Here is a 15,924-nt window from a genome sequence, read left to right as displayed (position 1 = left end):
AAGCTTAGAGATTTTATTTACAAAAACTTTAAATCTGCTAATTTTTCAGATACTTCCCATAGTTTTTTCGCCTGAGCTTCGTCATTTGCTAAGCTAGTGCTTTTGGCTTTTCCTGGCTTCCCTTTCATTTCGCTAAAGCCAGTCGGACCAAAATAATCGCCTCCTTCTGTTTCTCCTATGGCGGCCACAATAGTGGGTTTAGCACCTTCTTTTGGAGCATGAGTAAGAAAAGGTCCCACTGTATATCTTAAAATATTGAATAGTAATTTAGGCATGTGCCTGCCCAATTCTGTATCTGAAACGCCTGGGTGGGCAGCCGTGGAGATGGTGTTTTGGTGACCTGCTTTTTCCAATCTCCTTTGCAATTCAAAGGCAAACATCAAGCAAGCTAGCTTAGATTGTCCGTAAGCATCAGAGGCAGAATACTTTTGTTCACTTTGCAAATCATCAAAATTGATTTTGCCGTTTTTATGGGCGATAGAGCTTAAGGAAACAATTCTTGAATCGGGTGTTTTAAGCATTGTATCTAGCAACAAACCTGTAAGTAGGAAATGCCCTAAGTAGTTGGCCGCAAACTGCAATTCGAAGCCATCATCCGTTTTGGTAAAGGGTGGCATCATCACACCCGCATTATTTATCAAAACATCTAATCGATCATATTGAGATAGGAAATTTTTAGCAAAATTACGGACTGAGTCCAAACTGCTTAAATCAATTTCCATTACTTCTAGGTCAGCTGTGGAGATTTCCTGCTCAATTTTTTGCTTGGCGGCAGTGGCTTTTTTCAAATTACGACAAGCCATAACCACTTTTGCGCCTTTCTCCGCTAAGAATAGCGCAGTTTCATACCCTAGGCCTGTATTCGCTCCGGTTACAATTATGGTTCGTCCTTCTTGTGAAGGGAGGTTTTTGAGATTCTCCATGTTTTTCATTTAAAGTGATTATTGAATTATTAGCTAAGTCGCTAATGCTCCTGTTATGGGTACGGATTGAATGTTAGTAAGTTAAGTGGTTCCAGAACAGTATCCTAATAAATGAAAATGCCTTGCTTTTAAGCCTTGTCTAAATCTACATCTAAGCGATTAGTGACGAACTCTTTTTCTTTATGAGCTAAAGAGGCAGATTGCTTTTTGAGTTCATCGTGAATAAAAGCTCTGTTTTTATAGGCTCCGGTCTCGAATTTGTATTCTTCATGAAATAGCAAATGATCATAAGGGCCTTTTTTAGAGATGAGTTTTACGAATATCGGACTGGTTTCAATTACGATAAAAAGCAATACGATAAAGGCATTGGCCCACCATATAGCACTGCTTTTGGTGGCTAATCGATCTAAAGCTTCCAGTCTTGCCGCTGGACCGCCTATGTCTTTACTGTCAACAGCTAAAAGAGCTGCAGTTTGCAAGGAATCCAATTGACGAAGTTGAGAGATTTTATTGGCGATGATTGGATTGTTTTGCTGAATTAACTCTTGAAGTTCTTTTTCTACTTGATCAGCATTCGCTTTCTTGATTTGGTAGATAGGTCCAGGGTTTCTTTTCATCGTTCCACCAGTTCCATCGGCTTCTTTGCGCGCAATGTCACGCAATTCATTTCGCTCTTGTCCTTTCGCTTTAATTTCGCTTTTCAAGTCAGTCAATTCTTGATCCACTGTGCTTTTTTGCTGAGCATATTCTTCAAAAATGTTTTCTTTTTGTGTTGCTTTCATTTCATCTTGCATCACCGAAAGTTCGCTATTGATTTCCTTTTCAAATATTTTCAGCTCTAAAGGTTTCGCAATCACGATGGAAATTAAGATTGCTAAAATCAAGCGTGGAATTGCCATTACGAATTCCTCTTTCTTTGTTGTCTTGCGCATGCTTGTGACGATAAAGCGATCCAGGTTAAAAATCATCAATCCCCAGACTAAACCCAGAATACTGGCGATTAGGTAACTATCGAAAACGGTAAAAAAGGCGTAGGCAGCAGATAGGGCAGCAAATAATCCGGTAAAGAGAATAGTGGCTCCAATGCCTACATATTTGCTGGAATCCGTAGGGCACTGGTTTAATAATTCAGTATTGGCACCAGAGCAATACCAAAAGAAACGTTGAAGCTTTTCCATGAGCAGTAAACGATGGTTTTTATGAAATATTAGCTTCCCTCAAGAGTGGTGCCATCCGCTTTGAATTCATTTAGGCAGGCTTTCTTGAAACTGATCGTTCAATTTTGTACAGGAGGACTGTCCGAAAATTGATCAGTTTTTTCCAAAAGTTACTGCTGAAATAGCTTTTTGAGAGCTCTTAAATTTAAAGTTTTATCAGCCGCTAGAATGATTTCTTGTGGTCTCAGCATTTACTTCTACTCAGAAATCTCTTCCAGATGACTTTTGGAATTCGTCATTTGCCATTGTCCTAATGAAATCGGAATATTTCCGATGCTATTTAGTGTATCAAAGAAGTCTTTAAGTTGAAATGGTTCTTCATCAGTTTCCTTTAATCTGGCATATTCAGCCATCGCATTTTCTAGTAAATATTTACCCGTGATATAGCTGGTGCCATAACCCGGCTGGCGCAAATACAAATGCTGCTCAAAAATGAGTAGTTCTTCTTCAGTATTCATCCATCCACGCGGAGTGTACTTCGTATGAATACCACCGGCCTCTTCCATGGTCATTTCATTAGCATGCGCATATAAGGACCCCAAGCCTCTGGCAGCCCGTTGGGCAATCATAATGTAAACAATCTCACGGACTCTTGGCGAGTCATCATAAAGACCAGCCTGCATAAACATTTCTTCCACTGCTGTGGCAGTTCCTTCATTTCTGGAATCAAAAATATTATACAACAAGGGACCTTTTCTAATTTCACTTGGATGCGGTTCCGTATCCATTCTGGCTAATTCAAACCAGTGATAAAAATGAGAGTATAAGGGACGTGGATCGTAATGCTCACCGATCGTGAAGAAATTTCGTTCATCCTTTGGTAAGTACTCGCCCAAATGCTCTCGAAGTGCCGGTTCAAAATAAGGTTTCACCGTCACTATCTCTTGTTCGTCCAGGAATTGGATCAAACTTTTTGCGGCCTCATCTGCCATTTTATCATAAGCTTCTGGAGAATCAGCATCTTTCAATTCGGGCAAATTTCTATTTCGATGTTCTTCTAATTTTAGCGAAGACCAGGCACGGGCGAGCTCCCTTTTAAGGAGCATTACTTCATCCTCCCAGCTCAAAGGAACCAGGTGTACGTTTTGTAAGTACCAGCTATAATTTTCTTTACCAATTCCTGAAGGACCTGTTTTAGTTTGCCCTTCTTTTTCCAACCAGCTAGCCAAGTCATCAGTGGAAGTAATGGCTTGATCGATAATGGAGACTAATTCTTTATCCTCTTTAATCAGCGAATCATTTTTTAATTCGGTAAGTACGGTACTTTGTTCTTTGATATCTCTTATGCCAGCAATCCACAATTCTCGGGCATTTCCTGTCAAGTTTTGCTGCGCTTGTGCATTCAGTGGAGGGATGACTTTTAAATCCTCCATTAAACGGACTCTTTCTTTAGTGGAAAGCGGAAAAGTATATGTCCATAATTCTGTTGTAGCATGATGAGTAGGACCTTCATGTGCAGGCACATCACTTCGATGACTCCAAACTGTTTTGTAATAAGTAGGGTCACGAGTCCAAGGTTTTAACACTCTATGGTTAAAATCATATCCATTCATTTCAGCCCAGATAATCATCCAATCTACTTGATTTTCAGTTGACCAGCCACTGGTATCAATGGATTGGAGCTTGGCTTGTAACTCTTTGAATGCTGGCAAGCGCTTTTCAAAGCTAGATTTGGTGTAATCAGGAGCACCGTCAAGTAGGGGAGGTTCTTCAAATGTTCGCCATTCCTTAAATAGAGAAACCAAAGCCTCATAATCATTGGAGGAGTAGCTTACTTCTTTGGAGCTGCTTTCCGCATTCTTTGCTCTATCATTATTTTGGCAGCCAACAATAATAATACTTAGGAATAGGAGGAGTGCATTTATAGTTTTCAAATGGCTGGATTTATTAATTCTGAAATTTATTCATGGCTAAGATAACATATAATTCTCCGTACATAAAATAAGATGTTCTCAGACTGTAGTAAAGTAGCTATTCACTGTTGCAAAGGCACGGTTAGCTAGGGGACTCATGAAAAATACTACAACTCCATTGATCCAAATAAAATTTTGATCTGTGAGTGTGGGTAGGAGGACAAACCTGCCTGCTGGCAGGCAGGAATGCGTGCCTGCTTGTGCAGACAAGCCAGACGAGGATGTGGGTTGAAGCTTATTTTTGTCTTGATTATTTCTTTCTTTTTGATCAAGTAACCGCAGTCTATTGAACTGAACTTCAAAGAAGATAACAAAATGGTCCTGTGTTACAGGATATGAGCCAGGGTTAAACAGCCTTTGGCTGTTCTTTTGTTTTCTTTTGATTCTTCTGTGGTTAAATCTCCAGCTTTAGCTAGTTTTTAGTCTTGTTATATAGTAGCCAAAAGAAAAAACAGAAACTACAAAATATAATTTGATGTTTAATTTCTATAAATAGAATCTAAAACCTCAAAATATGTAAAAACCTTTTGATTTCAGGGTTTCTACATGATCGACTCTGTAAGAAGACCTTCTAAATATGTTTGAAAGCTGTTTTTAAGGCATATTTTATTTCTCAAGAGAATCCTAGCTAATCTTACATCCTTATCCCACTAGTTTCCTAAGGATTTAAGTTGCCTTATGTTGTAGCTGTCAACTTTTGCCAAGCGGTAAGAATAGTACGTTCTCTTACTAATACGGATTTTGGATCCAGCTCAACTTTATCTCGTTGCGCTTGAGACACTGTTTCGGAATTCCACCAGTCATAAGTATCCTTCACCGTTTTTGCAAGTGGTCTAAACGATAAACCGTTTGCGATTGCTTTCTCATTATTTACTTTTGCCGATCCTGCATTTTTTCCTGTAGGCATGATCCAAGGAACTAGGTCAGAGATATTGTGCTCTCTCAGAAATTCATAATCATCTATTTTAACCAAGGTGGTTTTTGCAGGGAATGCTTCCTTTGCTTCTTCAACAAAAGAATACATAGTCTGCTTCTCTTTTGGCCCTACCGCATTGTACGTTCCATTCTTTTTATCTTCTATCAAGCGAATCATCCACTCCGCTACATCTCTAACGTCAATATATTGAACTAGGTCCTTTTCTTTTCCGGGCACTAAAACCTCTCCTCCTTGGCTTAACCTAATAGTCCAATGTATAAATCTGTTTGATTTATCTGCTGGACCTATCATATAAGTTGGCCTAACTATTAAAGATTTATCTTTTCCAAACTGTTTTATCGCTTCTAGTTCAGAGTTTGCTTTCATTACGCCATACCAATACTCTATTTTCTCTTCCTCATCTGTAATGACTTCCGGTTCTTCTAGCAATACTTTTGCACCTTCTTTATAATCGCTATCTATATAAGGATAGTAAACTCCTGTTGACGAGGTATAAACATATAAATCGCAATTTTCTTTTAACAACTCTGCTGATTTTCTTGTCCATTCTGCATCATGTCCTGAGTTGTCAATTACTACATCCCATTTACGATTGTGCAAAGCAGTTAAATCATCTTTTCTGTCACCTATAAGCTGCTCAACATGATCAAATAAATCTTGATGAACTGTTGGTTTTGTTTTCCCTCTTGTAAATGTAGATATGGAATGTCCTCTTTTCATCGCGTATGAAATTTGATGCGGACCTAAAAAACTTGTGCCACCGAGAATCAGAATTTTTAAAGACTTTGCTTTTGTTTCGGAAGTTGAATCAGTTCTTTTCTCTTTAGAACTATTATTGCAAGCATTTAAACCCGTAAATAAAAAGGGAATAACAACTGCAGATTTAATCCCTTTTACAATAAATTCTCTTCTAGATTGTTCCTTTTTCATATCTTTTTTATCTAAAACTTAAATCACTTATAAAAATATTGAATTATCTGAATAAATGGCTTTTCACAAGATTTTATCTTTGGAATTAGTAGGTCGATCTTTAAAATGAAGTTGAAGTATCAATCACCAGCCCAGGTGGAATGCATCATTTTTAATTTCCAGCCTTCTTTTGTTGAAACGGCCAGTGCGCTTTCTAGCCATTTAGCTTCACCCACTAAAGTATCGGCTTGAGTAAATTCAGCGAAGTTATAGTATGCGATTTGAATTGACTCACCGTATTTGTCTATCGCAATATATTCCATTCGATTTGTTCGCTTGGGTCTTTCAGTCCGAGCCAACTGCTTCCGCATATATTCTTTTATTCTATCATTATCCCATATTTCGCCCTGTTCTAAAATAATGAAATCATCGGTATGGTAGTTACTAATCTTAGTTGAATCTACTCCTGCCCACAAATCATCGAATGATCCTTGAATGAGGTCTTTCGCAATCTGAATTTCTTGTTCAGTAATGGGTTGCTGTTCTTTAGTTTGCGTTTGGCATGAACATAATAAGGTGATGGATACCGCTATAAATAGATTTTTCATAAGTTTAGTTGATCAGTTTAAATGTAATGATTGTATATCGAAATATGCAGCTATTTTTTGATTAAAAGGAAGCTCGCTTGAAATTACATAAGTGTTTTTGAAATAATGTGTTGTCAACGTCCCATGAAATAGTCTGCTTAGGATTAATATGGTATGAGATTTTGAAATTTTTAATTAATTGAGCATCAAAACCGCCTTCTTTGCATCGGATTCAATAGTTCATTCCGGCTTTAGCTGTTTTTTAGGGTTATCTGCCTCTTCGTCCTATTGGGTAAAATCACTAAAATTGATTGCCATCAGTGCAATCAATTATTATAGTTTACTAATTTCTTTATAGGTTTTATGGTTTTATCGAGAAGAGATGTAGTTAATTTTGAGCCTTATTTGGTTAACTATTTTTGGGATTGGTTGAAAAGAGAAAATGGAGGTCGTTTTTCCCTGTCTCAAGAAAAGTATCAGGTGCTGCTTTTGACTATTTTCAAGCTGATAGTAATTCCATTACTTTTTTCTTTTAATACAATTGAACGTTGACTTGTGCCTATTAGTAAATTAAGCTGATTAAAAAGTTTATGTGCCGCTTCTTTAGTTAAGTCTGTTGATGTGAACTCTAAATCAATAAATTCATTTTTCTGGTTCACATGTAGCTGAATTCCGGCAGTAGAGTTTACTTCTTTAAGCTCTGCTGACACTATCAATAAACAATTTGAAATTAGAGCAATAGCTAGATCAGCTTTCGCTTGAATGATGACTTCATCGTCTATATCTGGCATAGGGAATCCGCCTACGGCTTTTGTTGCATTACGAGTTAAGTCCTGAGCAGAAATTAAAATTTTTGTGATTTCTGATTCTGAAAAATTGGAAAGTAGATTTTTTAGTGCGTCTAAACTGTCAATACTATTCAGTACGTTCATTTCAATGTTAAGAATTCTATCTTCTATTAGCTCATTAGCCTCAATAGCGGCTTCTAATGACATTTTGATTGTTTCTGAATTTTGGCTCTTAATCGATATGAATTGATTAGCGATGTTTAGAAAAGACCGTATTGTAGCTACGTTAGAATGACCTGAATCAATCAGTTTTTGAATTGGTCTTATCGAATCCGATATTTCGCTAAAAGCAGGATTTAATGTTCGGTAAGTAAGATCGAGCTTAGTTTGTTTCCTACTTTTAGTGAGGGTCTCAAGTCGTTGATTAACTTTTTCAGATAATTTGTAAAGCATCTGACGTTCCTTCTGAGTGAAGTTCCTAGTCTTGGTATCCAGCACGCAGAGCGAACCAATAACGACATTATCTATTTTTATAGGAACTCCTAGGTACGATTGGATATTAAACTCTTTAACAACATGTTGAGGTATTCTTTGGTCTTCAGCAGCATTAGTCACCTCGAATATTTCTTCATCACGGACTACAAATTGACAAAAAGATGCGTCTCTATGTGTTCCTCTGGAAGTTTCTAGAATTTCTGGTAAGCCAGTCTGAGCTTTGAAGAATTGAATTTGTTCTAGGATTAGGCTCACTAATCCCATAGGCGTGTTTAATTCTTTCGCTGCTTCCTTTACTATTTCTTGCAGCTCGGCATCGTCAGTTTCATCTAGTAGATCCTTCGTAAATAATTTGTAACGATCGTATTCATCGCCTAAAATATCTATTCTGTCCATTTACCAATTTTAAGTAAATTTAGTCTAGATATTCTATATTTTAAAATATTCTCTTCATAAAAAAGGGGTGTTTAAATGGATGGGACAGCTTAGGCATAGTTAGGGACTGTTTAATTATAGAATCTTATTGAGATGTTATAAAAAAAGCTTGTTGATTATTTTCAACAAGCTCCCTTTCTTTTCAATTATAATTTATCTATTCATCATCAGATTTCAATAGCGTATAGGCTACTACTCCACCAACTAAGGCGACTCCACCTACGAAAAGTCCGATATTGAAATTTCTTTGAATTTTCTCGGCTCTGGATAAATAACTAGAGCCAATTCCTTTTTTCGCAATAAAGTTCTCTAAATCGTGCACTTTATTTTCTAGTTCTTTAAGCGTTCTATCTTTTATCGTTGACATTTTACTTTGTTTTAAAGGATTAAAATAAAAACTTCTGTCTTATATTATACAGCATTGAAGCGTATATGGTTACATTTCAAATTTTAAGGCTGTATTCTGCAAAACGAATTAATTTTTTCTTTCTACCAAACCTGAGCCATATTCTTTTTTGACGATTTCTTTGGTAGCTCCTTTTACCAACAAATTACCGCTTCCGTAAATTTTAGCATCCAATTTATTCGATACATTAATTTTCATTGATCCTAAACCATATAGTCTCGCATTTGAATTTTGCACCTCAAAGTCATAAGCTTCAATGCTTCCTGCGCCACTGTTCTCTATGTCCATATTATCAGCATATCCTTTAATAGTTAAACTCCCTGGTCCTGTTAATTTAGCGTCTATGCTTTTGCTTTTTATATCTACTTCCATACTACCAGTTCCTGCGACTAAAAGGGAGAGCTTGTCAGATGCGATTGAATTTTCAGTTATGAGTTTTCCATTGCCATTTACCGACAAGCTTTGTACGTCTTTAATCGAAACATAAACTTTTAAGGTGGGCATCAATTTTATATTATCAATTTTCTGCCATATACTTTTACTTGATTTGGAATCGTCTCTTTTAATATTTATATGTAATACTCCTTCTTGTACAGTGATTTCAGTTAAATCATAAATCTCTTTTTCAGCTTCTACTCTCACTTCCTCTTTGTTGGACTGTTTCACATAAACGGTATAAGCTGAATTCACGCTGATACTATGGAAGTCCACAATATTCATCACATTATAGTTGTTAACTTGCGCGTTTAAGGCAGGCGAGATTAATATGAATAGAATTCCTAGAGTAAAAATTGATTTTCTCATCATCTAAATTTTTTGGTGATGATAATCAAACGAACTAATAATCAGAATGTTGACTAATGTAATTAATTAAGATAAATTACATATTTTCATCGATTAATATTTGCAGTTGCATAAAAAAGGCTTGCTGATTTAGCAAGCCTTTCTAAAAATTCATAAATTAAACTATTTACCTAATTACTCTTTCTGGAAATACCACTACCGATTCATTTCCATTTTTATCTACTGCCGCCACTCCGAAATAATAATTGTCAATTACAATACCTTCTAAAGTATGCTCATTAACTTTTCCAACATATCTGAAATTATCCCAAGTTGGAGAGGTGGTCAATCTCCAATAGATTTTGTAACCTAGTATATTTTCATCATCTGACTTGTCCCAAGCCAATTTTGCAGAAGGTTCTACCACTCCTCCTATCCCCACATTTTTTGGAGCAGGTGGTGCCCAAGCTAAACCAGCAAGTGAAATGGCATTGACAGCAGTTAGCTTTTTGGCGTAATCAAAATTTACTCCTTCAACCACATCACCATATGCAATACCATCTTCGACTCTTATATCCTGATGCTGTCGGTTGTAATTCTCATGTGCTTCCATTATTCGGATTCCTGCAAAGCCTAAGTCATTGAAAGGTCTGTGGTGTCCACCTCTTCCAAATCTATCCAATCTGTATATCATCATTGGGTTCATTTCTGGCATGTAGGTTTTCACTTGATTATGAACGTATCTAGCTAATTGTCTGGATATTCCGTCCACTTCCCCGCCATAATATCTGCGCATTGTTCTCTCTCTGTCCGTTTCAGTAGGAGGTACAGGTTCAGAAAATATCCTGAAAGTTCTATTGTCGATAACACCATCTACACCTTCAATATTGCCTATCATATCATTGTTTAATATACCAATGATGTTCCATTCATTCTTTTTGGCATATTCTGCTAATCCAGCTCCACCAAATAAGCCTTGCTCTTCACCCGAAAGGCCTACATAAACGATACTGTTTTTGAATTTGTATTTAGATAGCACTCGGGCGGCTTCAATAGTGCCCGCCATACCGGAAGCATTATCATTGGCGCCTGGTGCATCTGTTTCATAATCCATCGTATTGCTAGCGCGGGAATCAATATCTCCTGACATTAAAACATGATTGTTTGGATAATCAGTCCCTTTTTGAATTGCGACTACATTTACTACCCAAGCGTCTTTCGGCACTCTTCCATTACCTTCTTTTGTTACAAAATCTTTTTGGTAAAAGACTTCCAAGCACCCACCACATTCTTCGGAGATTTTGTCGAATTCAGCTTTGATCCAGCGCCTGGCAGCGCCAATTCCCCTGGTGTTGGAAACTGTATCCGAAAAAGTATTTCTAGTACCAAAACCTGCTAGAGTTCTGATATCACTTTCAATTCTATCCGCAGACACTGCTTCTACTATATCATATTGTCGCACATCTATTTCCTGTGGGACTTGACTAAAGCCCAAGTAAGAAAGTCCGACCAAGGTCAAAGTAAATATATATTTTTTCATAGTTTGGAATGTTTTTTTTTGAATATATGAATTGCTAAAGCAAAAAGTAAGAAAATTGTTGCGGAATGAACTTCATCTTTGATGAGTGGGGGATTTAATGATTTATTAATTTGCTGATGTGCTGATGTGCTGATGTGCTGATCTGCTGATGAATGCAATAGCTCGAAATTTGGTCAGTATCTAAGGACTGCAACGGACTATGAAAAGGAAACAAAGTAGAGATAAGTTGAAATAAATAGAAATGTGGTTGAATAGTCGTTGAATTTCAAACATCCAACATCCTTCACCCTACATTAGAACAAAAAAACCTCAGAGCATCAAAGAAATTGCGTGAACCCCGATTATTACAGGATTTGGGCTGCTTGCCCGATCAGCCTTCCACTGTTATCCTGAATCCCTTACGGGAAACGAGGTCCCGACCGAAGTCGGGATGAGGCCTGGCTTTACAGGTTTGCTTCACCCGGTATTGTCATACTTGTTAGGTTCACCAAAATTTGTTTAACACCCTGAGGATACTGCAAAATTACAGCTTTAAAAGGTCAAACAAGAAGACATGAGGGAAAGTTTTCCACAGGGGCATTATTATATTATAAACTAAAGTAATAAACGCTTTCGAATTGAATGATATGGTCTCGATTATCACTTACTAAGTCACTATAACGACTCGCAACGGAAAATTGAATTTTTTGTCCTCCTTGAATCAGTCTACCGATTCCCAGAGAAAATCTGTTTTCCAATTCAGTTCCTCTTCTGTTAAATGCATAAACTAGTTCGTTTCCACTGATCAAGTAAAATTCTTTTGGGTCAAGGCTTTCTCCTTGCAGAGGAAAATCATTGCTAATAGCATATCTAAGTCTAGTCAAATAATTACTAGACCGGATTCTTTGTTCTATTCTGAATTTGTTTCCCAACCTGTACCCACCAAAATTGGTGATAAAGGCAAATTGTTGTGTTATTCTGTGTTCCCATCCACTTTCTTGTTCGAATGGATCAACGGTCCTATACATATAACCCAAGCTTATTTTTTTACCTCCCAGTAAGGTATAGGTACCAAAGGATTTTATTTCCCAGCGATCCGTTTTTATGTTTTTTTCACCTTCTCCATAATTTGTAAATCGCTGTCTGCCAGAGAGCGACAAATTATAGCTCCATCTGGAATCAATTTTTTTGGTCATCGAAATACCGGGTTCCCACCGAAGAGAAGGTTTGTTTTGAGCTTTTCCCAAAAGGGATATAAAAAGGAAAGACACTAAGAGAAAATTAGTAAAGTACGTTGTCATCAGCCCTTTTAATGATTTTTTTGATTCCCTCTATATTTCCTTCCGCATCAAAAAGAAACTCAAAAAAGCCTCGCTCATTTTTTTCGATGACAACTTCCGCTTCAATTTCGTATTTGATGATTAAATCTTCTAAATCCATTTCTAGGAATTCTTCTACATACTCCTCGTCATCGTCAATTTCCAGCTGCCCATCTTCATATTCTTCTTCTCTATTATATTGGATTTGGATTCTGTTAAACTTGTAGTTTTTGTAGTTGGATTGAAAATATTGCTTAATTCCGGTTTGGATCTCTTCAGGTAAATCCTTGAAATCTTTCAAGATTTCTATATCCAAGAGGTTGCCATCTTTATAAAACTTTATACTGATTTTCTCTTTTTTGTAGATAGTTTTCACTTCAAAAAAGTAAGTGTCTTTCTCATACTCTTTGAAAAATCTAGTCCTTTTTCCCTTTTCGAGAATTGGTTTAATTAATTCTAAAGCAAGTTTTGGAAATTCTTCTTGTTTTATCTGCTCCTCATTCTCATGCTTTTCACCTATTTCCTGAGCAGAAACCGCACTTGCATATGCTAACAGAGCAACAACAATGACCATGTATTTGTGAAAAACTTTCATTATTGGTGTAGCAAACTATCCATTTTAGCGTTGAAATTAGCAACAAAATCATCGTAGTATTTTCCCGTTCCAGGTCCATTGAATCCAGTGTGGATATTCACTAATTCTCCGTCTTTATTAAGGATGATCATGGTCGGGAATGAAATTACTTGATTAAGCATTGGCAAAGTTTTGGAGGCCTCTTCTTTATCGTTGGTTCCTGCTATAAGGAAATCGTACTTTACCTCATATTTATTAATCATTTTTTCTACCCTGCTTTTGGCATATTCGAAATCATCTTTGGCTTCATAAGCCAATCCAATAATCTCAACTCCTCTGTCTTTATTTTCATCATACCATTTAGTGAGAAATTTGGTTTCATCCATACAATTTGGGCACCATGTGCCGAATATTTGCACTATCACTACTTTATCCTGATATTTTTCATCATTTATGCTCACTTTTTCTTTTTCTAAATTTGGGAAGCTGAAATAAATATTATCATAACCTTTTTTCAAGTAGGTTAAGGAATCTGGATTTGGTAATTCGGCATCGTCATTTCTAAAGGCGGTCCAGCTTTCATACCAATCCTTTCCTGAATAGAAATCTCCTGTAAGCGTATTATCATTTTCCAGTTGTGCTTCAAAGAGAAAAGCATGATTGCCGTCAAAAGTGCTTAGTTTCATTTGATTACCGTCTGCAAATCCAACTAGATAGCGATAATCTCCCAGTGGAGTCAGGAAAGTGCCTTTAATATCTTGTCCATTTTGTTCAAAAATCCCCACAGCTTCTGTAGTGTCCTGTTCTTTAGGTTCTATAAAAGTCACCTCCCATTTTCCGCTAAAATCTGCGGGTTTCTTTTGCGAGTTTCTTATGAACCTATTTTCCCCCTTGTGAAATGTGATTGGTAACACATAATCTGTTTCGTAATGCTTTGTATAACTTCCTGCTAATACATTATTTCCAATTTTTAAATCTAATGTGATGTCAAAAATGTGTAATGGGATATGAAGTGAATCGTTATTCCTTGCGATTTCATCTAATATTATTTTCTCCTCACCATTAATAATAGTCGCAGTGATGTCTCCTTCCTGCTCTTCCTGAATTTTCATTTCAAAAGGCATTGTTTTGCCTTGCATGCTTATTTCGCCAATCCATCCACCTGATAGTTCGATTTTTTCTTGCTGAGGTGAACAAGCTAACAATAATACAGAAGCTAATAGGGATAAATATTTCATGATGATTTAACTTAAAATAGAGATTATGGGTTTAAGATTTAGCTCTAAAGTAAAACACTTTTGGATAAATATAGAAGGGAGTGTTAATTTCTTTGACAGGAGCTTAATTACTTGCTTTTAATGCTACTCTGAAATCAGCACCTTTTCCTTTTTCGCTTTCTACCCAAATTCTTCCACCCATTTTATCTACCATAGTTTTCACGATGTAAAGACCTAAACCGGTAGATTCATCGGTTCCAATTGGCTTAGCAGAGAGTTGTTGGTATTTTTTAAATAATCGACTTTTGTCATCATCTGTAAGTCCAGGGCCTTGGTCTTTTACAGAAAATATAATTTCATCCTCTACTTTATGAATCGTGTAGTTGATCTGAGTTTCATCAGGAGAGAATTTTATGGCGTTAGACACCAGATTATCGATAATTCTTCGCAAGTAAGTTCGATCTACGTCAATTTGGAGATTTTTGTCCAATACTTGAGTAATAAAAATTATATTCTTTTTGGCAGATAAAAGTTCATATGGCATTAAGCTATTATCTACAAATTCTTGGATATCAATAAGTTCAGGATTGAATTTGTTATCATCCAATACCATATTTCCAGTATCCAAAAAGCCTTTTACAATTTGTAAACCATCTGCAACCACTTGCTTGATTAGATTAATTCTTTCAACCTGTTGGTCGCTCAAATTTTCTTGATTATCGCTCAATAGCAACTGCACGATGGTGTAAACTTTGGCAAAAGGGGTTCTTAGATCGTGGGTAACTTTACCTAAGATATCATTATCATCATATTGCTGTATGATCCGGGATTCTTCGGCCTCTAAATCAGTTATGCTTTTGCTAGTTGATTTACTTTGAAATTCAGTAAGGTTGGCATTAATTTCATTATAGGCCACATTAAGTTTTCTGAATAGTGAATTCAATCGCTCATTGGCAAAATATAATTCACTTACATTGTCAAAAACCCATAATTCGCCTTCTTTTCCACCTATGTAGGCATTTTTACGAATTACCTTTAATACAGAATTTTCAAATTTCCATATCCAATCTTCACCAAAGCTAGACGGCAGAGCATTTAAACTTAGTAAATTATTACCTACCATTTCAACTTCTTCCTTGTTGGTGACTTTAACTTTTAGCTCCGCTAATTTTTCAGTAAAAAGTTCGGAAGGAATAGTTTTTTCATTTTTCTTTAAACCAAAGATTTCCAATGCCTCATTATTGAGCCATGTATCGCCATTCCTATTTTCTGTAAATACAATAGCTTGAGGTAGTCTATCTAGAATAGTTTCTAAACGTTGAGTTTTTGATTTTTCTTTCCGTTCATTGTTAATTAAGAGGATCAACTCCTTCAGCCGTTCCGAAATAACATCAAAGAACTTTTGGTCTTGAGTCGTTAAGTCAAATTTTTGCTGTGATGAAAATCCAACATATATTTTTTTATTATTAAGCTCAATGGGGAAAATCAAATGATGCTTAAAAAGAAGGAAGGGCTTCTTAATTTCTACTGTAAAAAAAGGATGCTGGCTATTGTCCTTCAGTTCATGATTAAATGGGATGCTTTCTTTTATTAGAGGATTTTCCAAATCCCATTTAAGACAGTTGTCCTTTTTGCTTTCTTCAACTACCCAATGTTCATCAGCACCAAACTCGTGGGTGATAAAGTTTAGCATATTGTTCAATGCTTTTATAGGTACACCATTGGCCTCCACCAAGGAACTTACGGTCATGATTTTTAAAAGAAGTTCACCTGGAAGTTCGGAAGATATTTCAGCAGTATGTTCTAATTTGTAACCCATAAAAACCACTAAGGAATTAAAATTATTTTGTTTCGTCCCTAAAAACAACTTAAATATACGCTAAAAATCACATCTTATCGAAA

At 36.3% G+C, this 15,924-nt stretch carries 13 protein-coding genes; all 13 read right to left on the bottom strand.

All coding sequences use genetic code 11. From position 1 onward, the window contains the following. Positions 1 to 17: 17 nt before the first annotated feature. Positions 18 to 923, bottom strand: a complete 906-nt coding sequence (locus AAC601_RS16380; RefSeq protein WP_303270722.1) for an oxidoreductase — start codon at positions 921 to 923, stop codon at positions 18 to 20. Between the two features lie 128 nt (positions 924 to 1,051). Beyond that, entirely contained in the window at positions 1,052 to 2,101 is a 1,050-nt protein-coding gene (locus AAC601_RS16375) for a DUF4407 domain-containing protein (RefSeq protein ID WP_303270721.1), read from the bottom strand. A gap of 236 nt (positions 2,102 to 2,337) precedes the next feature. Next, positions 2,338 to 4,014 carry a hypothetical protein gene (locus AAC601_RS16370; protein WP_340153853.1) on the bottom strand — a complete coding sequence of 559 codons (1,677 nt, stop codon included), beginning with the start codon at positions 4,012 to 4,014 and terminating at the stop codon, positions 2,338 to 2,340. Between the two features lie 715 nt (positions 4,015 to 4,729). After that, a complete protein-coding gene (locus AAC601_RS16365; RefSeq protein ID WP_303270718.1) occupies positions 4,730 to 5,920 on the bottom strand; it encodes an NAD-dependent epimerase/dehydratase family protein in 1,191 nt (396 codons plus the stop codon). A gap of 119 nt (positions 5,921 to 6,039) precedes the next feature. Beyond that, positions 6,040 to 6,507, bottom strand: coding sequence for a DUF4440 domain-containing protein (locus AAC601_RS16360; RefSeq protein ID WP_303270717.1), 468 nt, complete (start codon positions 6,505 to 6,507; stop codon positions 6,040 to 6,042). 455 nt (positions 6,508 to 6,962) lie between these two features. Next, positions 6,963 to 8,165 (bottom strand): GAF domain-containing protein, encoded by a 1,203-nt coding sequence (locus AAC601_RS16355; RefSeq protein WP_303270716.1) that lies wholly within the window; start codon positions 8,163 to 8,165, stop codon positions 6,963 to 6,965. A gap of 196 nt (positions 8,166 to 8,361) precedes the next feature. Further along, positions 8,362 to 8,571 (bottom strand): hypothetical protein, encoded by a 210-nt coding sequence (locus AAC601_RS16350; RefSeq protein WP_303270715.1) that lies wholly within the window; start codon positions 8,569 to 8,571, stop codon positions 8,362 to 8,364. 108 nt (positions 8,572 to 8,679) lie between these two features. Further along, a complete protein-coding gene (locus tag AAC601_RS16345) occupies positions 8,680 to 9,417 on the bottom strand; it encodes a head GIN domain-containing protein (protein WP_303270714.1) in 738 nt (245 codons plus the stop codon). 163 nt (positions 9,418 to 9,580) lie between these two features. Continuing rightward, entirely contained in the window at positions 9,581 to 10,933 is a 1,353-nt protein-coding gene (locus tag AAC601_RS16340; RefSeq protein WP_303270713.1) for a M28 family peptidase, read from the bottom strand. A 587-nt stretch (positions 10,934 to 11,520) separates the two neighbouring features. Further along, the gene (locus AAC601_RS16335) at positions 11,521 to 12,213 is read right to left on the bottom strand and encodes a DUF2490 domain-containing protein (RefSeq protein WP_340153852.1); all 693 of its coding nucleotides are present in this window, start codon (positions 12,211 to 12,213) and stop codon (positions 11,521 to 11,523) included. Continuing rightward, positions 12,194 to 12,826 carry a hypothetical protein gene (locus AAC601_RS16330; RefSeq protein WP_303270711.1) on the bottom strand — a complete coding sequence of 211 codons (633 nt, stop codon included), beginning with the start codon at positions 12,824 to 12,826 and terminating at the stop codon, positions 12,194 to 12,196. Before AAC601_RS16330 ends, AAC601_RS16335 begins: the two co-directional genes overlap by 20 nt. After that, positions 12,826 to 14,043, bottom strand: a complete 1,218-nt coding sequence (locus tag AAC601_RS16325) for a TlpA disulfide reductase family protein (RefSeq protein WP_303270710.1) — start codon at positions 14,041 to 14,043, stop codon at positions 12,826 to 12,828. Before AAC601_RS16325 ends, AAC601_RS16330 begins: the two co-directional genes overlap by 1 nt. 103 nt (positions 14,044 to 14,146) lie before the next feature. Continuing rightward, positions 14,147 to 15,841: a HAMP domain-containing sensor histidine kinase gene (locus AAC601_RS16320; RefSeq protein WP_340153851.1), complete on the bottom strand. Its 1,695-nt coding sequence runs from the start codon at positions 15,839 to 15,841 to the stop codon at positions 14,147 to 14,149. Positions 15,842 to 15,924 lie beyond the last annotated feature (83 nt).

It is taken from the genome of uncultured Marivirga sp. (assembly GCF_963974845.1).
Lineage (GTDB): Bacteria > Bacteroidota > Bacteroidia > Cytophagales > Cyclobacteriaceae > Marivirga > Marivirga harenae.
Note: the sequence above shows the minus strand (reverse complement) of the source record. Positions and strands in the feature narration are given on the sequence as shown.

Coding starts and splice junctions, on each gene's coding strand:
- AAC601_RS16380 (WP_303270722.1), bottom strand. CDS start 923: ATGGAGAATCTCAAAAACCTCCCTTCACAAGAAGGACGAACCATAATT.
- AAC601_RS16375 (WP_303270721.1), bottom strand. CDS start 2,101: ATGGAAAAGCTTCAACGTTTCTTTTGGTATTGCTCTGGTGCCAATACT.
- AAC601_RS16365 (WP_303270718.1), bottom strand. CDS start 5,920: ATGAAAAAGGAACAATCTAGAAGAGAATTTATTGTAAAAGGGATTAAA.
- AAC601_RS16360 (WP_303270717.1), bottom strand. CDS start 6,507: ATGAAAAATCTATTTATAGCGGTATCCATCACCTTATTATGTTCATGC.
- AAC601_RS16355 (WP_303270716.1), bottom strand. CDS start 8,165: ATGGACAGAATAGATATTTTAGGCGATGAATACGATCGTTACAAATTA.
- AAC601_RS16350 (WP_303270715.1), bottom strand. CDS start 8,571: ATGTCAACGATAAAAGATAGAACGCTTAAAGAACTAGAAAATAAAGTG.
- AAC601_RS16345 (WP_303270714.1), bottom strand. CDS start 9,417: ATGATGAGAAAATCAATTTTTACTCTAGGAATTCTATTCATATTAATC.
- AAC601_RS16340 (WP_303270713.1), bottom strand. CDS start 10,933: ATGAAAAAATATATATTTACTTTGACCTTGGTCGGACTTTCTTACTTG.
- AAC601_RS16335 (WP_340153852.1), bottom strand. CDS start 12,213: ATGACAACGTACTTTACTAATTTTCTCTTAGTGTCTTTCCTTTTTATA.
- AAC601_RS16330 (WP_303270711.1), bottom strand. CDS start 12,826: ATGAAAGTTTTTCACAAATACATGGTCATTGTTGTTGCTCTGTTAGCA.
- AAC601_RS16325 (WP_303270710.1), bottom strand. CDS start 14,043: ATGAAATATTTATCCCTATTAGCTTCTGTATTATTGTTAGCTTGTTCA.
- AAC601_RS16320 (WP_340153851.1), bottom strand. CDS start 15,841: ATGGGTTACAAATTAGAACATACTGCTGAAATATCTTCCGAACTTCCA.